The following is a 3,387-nucleotide window of genomic DNA, read 5'->3' on the forward strand; positions in this document are numbered from 1 at the left end:
ATTATATACTTAGCCGCTTCTAAAGAATCCACTATTATATGAAAATGGTAATGAAAAGAATATACCCCATTCTTCCTATCCTTTACATGGTAAGTGCACTCTTTCTTCATCACTCCGGAACATCCCAAAGCACGAAAAGCATGCCTTGTCCTGATACCTTCAGACCAAATCTTATTACTTTTCCGAATAAAGGAACGAAGTTTCTCCGAACTGTCTGTAACACAATTACGACAAGTCAACGTGACAAAATAAAACTCCTTCCCTTCACTTTGTAAATATTTCATGATAGGGAGAAACTTCTCTACGTTCTGCGCTGTCTGAATACGCTGGCAAATCGGACAAAACGGTCGGTGACAATAGTGTGAATGGGCTTTCCCACCCTCTACCGTATATGTGTTAGAGCAATAATGGGATTCTTCATAAGCCTTAATTAGCTTACTATCCGGATTCTTTTCCGCAAGTTTACGACTAAAGTTATGGGATATGATTTTTGCCTTTGCTTTCTTTTTAAGGCTTTCTTCACCGTTTTTTAACGGACTTTCTTTGCAGTTGATTATATTTGTTCTATCTTTGCACATATGAAATTTTGATGTGGCTTTCGTTTGGTATCCGCCCGGCCAAGAACGAACACAAACGATTGCCGATTCTTAAAATACAAAGCCCATTGGTATCGAGCCGATGGGCTTCGTGTTTTCTATCTCACCCCAAAAGTAGACAAAACCTTTCAAACCGCCAAACATCCCTCGAAAAACCTTCAAAATAACAACTGACACGAAACTTTCTGACTTATCAAGTATGGGGGCGAGCCCCCATTCCCCCGGCTGCGCAATCCCGGCATGAATACTCCATAAAAACAGCTAAATACAAACATACTTCCAGAAAAATAGCTATCTTTGCCATACACAAAGACAACCCTTGCCGAGCGATACGGGAGAGTTGCAAAATAAAACCACTGGAGCGAATTGACGGATATCCGACATCTCCAGTGGTATTTTTTCCTATCCCCCTCCCGTCCCCCAAAGGGGGAGCACACAAAGACAAACCCTGCCTTCGCTCAATGGAGTGTTACTTGGTTTCAAAGTAAACTATAAACATATCCTTTAAAGACATGATCCGATTTGCCCCATGGTCAAAATCTCCATGAAGCTGGCACAGATCATCAAAGATATCCTGATACTCTCCATCACTGTCGGTCAGTTCCCGGCTCCCATGCTTGGCATAGGCTTCGGCACATTTTTTAAGATACTCCGCAAAATCCTTACAGGTAGGTTTATTCTCTGATGTTCCCATAATGTTTAATTTTAATAATGACCATATACAGAAATAATAAGAACCTCTACTATATCCTCATATACACGATATACTAGCCTGTGTTCCTTATTGATGCGCCTAGACCATGTTTCTTCTTTATAATGCTTCAGTACTTCTACCTGACCAGTACCGGTAGTCGGATGCTCCTTTATTTCTTCCAATAATGCATTTAATTTTTTGACAGCCATAGGTGCTTTCTTTTGGAGCTGTAACAAATCCTTTTTGGCGTCATCCGTAAATACTAATCTGTACATAAAAGACGGTCTATAAATTCTTCTACTGACTCGCCATCATACTGACGTGTTACCTTTCCTTCTTCTATCTGTTTTATAGAATGGTCTATTTTTGCATAAAATTCCTCTTTACTCATTAGTGTATCATCCTCTCTAATTGGAACAATCTTAAAACTCCCTTTTCCTCGAAATTTTAAAACAAGGTCACGACCATCAACAACCATATCAATGTATTTTCCTTGATTGGCTCTAAATTCTCTACCGCTTACTACTATCATACTATCATTTCTTTTAAATTCTATGCAAAGATAATACTTTTATTTTTATGGTAGCCATTTTGGTACACATTTTTTTCTTCACTTACATACCTAACGGCTGCACTCGTCGGGAGTGCTGGTGCACCCCCTTGCCGTGCGGCGCTCCCCGACCGATGATTTTTCGTAGTGTTACGTGTCTTTTTCCCTTATGTCCGGCTCCTAACGGCCAACCGATTCCAGCACACACAATCGACCGCTTGCAAATTCCATCCGGAAGGCTTAACTTTGTCAAAGGTTATAGCACACTATAACCCCTAAAGGGGTTGTGTGCGAGGGGACACCCCTCGACCCCGTGTGGTGTGACGTTTCACGCACACCGTAAAAACCCAGTATTAACCTAAAACCACAGAGTATGGCAAAGACAAGCATCAATGTAAGAGCCTGCAACATCGGCAGCGCAGAACGGCACAACCTCCGCAGTAAGGAACTGGATTATATCCGGCCCGAACTCTCCCACAAAAACGAGCAATGGGTAGAACGGCCAATTAATGAAGTTCTGCAGGACATCCAAGAAAAATACAAGGCTTCGACCGGACAATCCTTGCAGAAAAAAGCCACCCCAATACGTGAGGGAGTTGTCGTGATCAGCGAGGACACCACACTCCAGCAACTCCAAGAACTGGCCGACAAGCTGGAGGAACGCTTCGGAATACACACATTTCAAATCTACACACACAAGGATGAAGGAGCATCCATTTGGAATGGTGCGGCCGAAACATGGAAACCGAACTACCATGCGCACATGATCTTCGACTGGACGGACGGACATACCGGGAAAACAGTAAAGCTGAACAAACACGACATGGCGGAGATACAAACCATAACGGCAGAATGCCTGGGCATGGAACGAGGTGTATCCTCCGACCGTAAACACCTTTCGGCCATCCAGTACAAGAACCAGGTAGAAGCGGAAAAAGCCGCAATGTTGGAGAAAGAGATCTCCCAGCTAAACCAGGCATACACCACCGGAACCGAGAAAGTAACCACCGTCCAAAAGGAACTTAGTACGGCGCAAAAAGAGCTGAACAACATGAAAACCGATATCTACATCAACGAGGCCAAAGAAGCCGCCGCAAAAGCCGGGAAAACCGTGTTTAACGCCGTTACAAGTGTCTTTAACGTAGGGGAGGTAAAACGACAGGCCAAAGAGATTGAAACCCTTAAAAAAGAAAATTATAACCTCTCATTCAAAAACCAAAACTTGGAAGGACAGCTAAGAACCAACACCACCGCAATGCGAAGGACACAAGAAACGGCCGACAGGAAGATAAAAGCTGAAGTAGCCAAACTCAAACCCATAACAGAACTATTCCCGGCAATGGAAAATGCCGGTGAGAACATAGAGGAACTCCGGACAATGGGAGTACAGGATAACGATATCCGGCTCCTACTGACCGGAAAAGAAATAACCTATTCGGGAAACCTTTACGACAGGGAAAAAAGAAAGACGCACCAAGTAAGAAATGTCAAGATAGACATAGCCAAAAGCCGAAACGGGCTAACAACCATTTGGATGAATAACACCT

5 protein-coding genes are annotated in these 3,387 nt (G+C 43.2%); 1 reads left to right on the forward strand and 4 read right to left on the reverse strand.

Features of this window, described 5'->3' with window-relative positions; all coding sequences use genetic code 11:
- From AB5062_RS22435 to AB5062_RS22450, 4 genes are all read right to left on the reverse strand, one after another.
- A partial coding sequence (locus AB5062_RS22435) for a protein rep (RefSeq protein ID WP_368327001.1) occupies positions 1-578 on the reverse strand: 578 nt, incomplete at its 3' end.
- Positions 579-1,065: 487 nt separating this feature from the next.
- Positions 1,066-1,290: a hypothetical protein gene (locus AB5062_RS22440; protein ID WP_368112905.1), complete on the reverse strand. Its 225-nt coding sequence runs from the start codon at positions 1,288-1,290 to the stop codon at positions 1,066-1,068.
- Between the two features lie 11 nt (positions 1,291-1,301).
- A complete protein-coding gene (locus AB5062_RS22445; RefSeq protein ID WP_368112904.1) occupies positions 1,302-1,565 on the reverse strand; it encodes a Txe/YoeB family addiction module toxin in 264 nt (87 codons plus the stop codon).
- Complete coding sequence (locus AB5062_RS22450) at positions 1,553-1,822, reverse strand: prevent-host-death family protein (RefSeq protein ID WP_349973500.1); 270 nt, start codon at positions 1,820-1,822, stop codon at positions 1,553-1,555. Before AB5062_RS22450 ends, AB5062_RS22445 begins: the two co-directional genes overlap by 13 nt.
- Positions 1,823-2,213: 391 nt before the next feature.
- On the opposite strand from AB5062_RS22450, the gene AB5062_RS22455 reads away from it, so the two are divergent.
- Positions 2,214-3,387: hypothetical protein (locus AB5062_RS22455; RefSeq protein WP_368331275.1), on the forward strand; the 1,174-nt coding region annotated here is incomplete at its 3' end.

It is taken from the genome of Phocaeicola sp. RTP21359st1_B8_RTP21360_211022 (assembly GCF_040911965.1).
GTDB lineage: Bacteria > Bacteroidota > Bacteroidia > Bacteroidales > Bacteroidaceae > Phocaeicola > Phocaeicola vulgatus.

What these genes read in the sequence shown, in the direction of transcription:
- AB5062_RS22440 (WP_368112905.1), bottom strand. Translation starts at nt 1,290, where the DNA reads ATGGGAACATCAGAGAATAAACCTACCTGTAAGGATTTTGCGGAGTAT.
- AB5062_RS22445 (WP_368112904.1), bottom strand. Translation starts at nt 1,565, where the DNA reads ATGTACAGATTAGTATTTACGGATGACGCCAAAAAGGATTTGTTACAG.
- AB5062_RS22450 (WP_349973500.1), bottom strand. Translation starts at nt 1,822, where the DNA reads ATGATAGTAGTAAGCGGTAGAGAATTTAGAGCCAATCAAGGAAAATAC.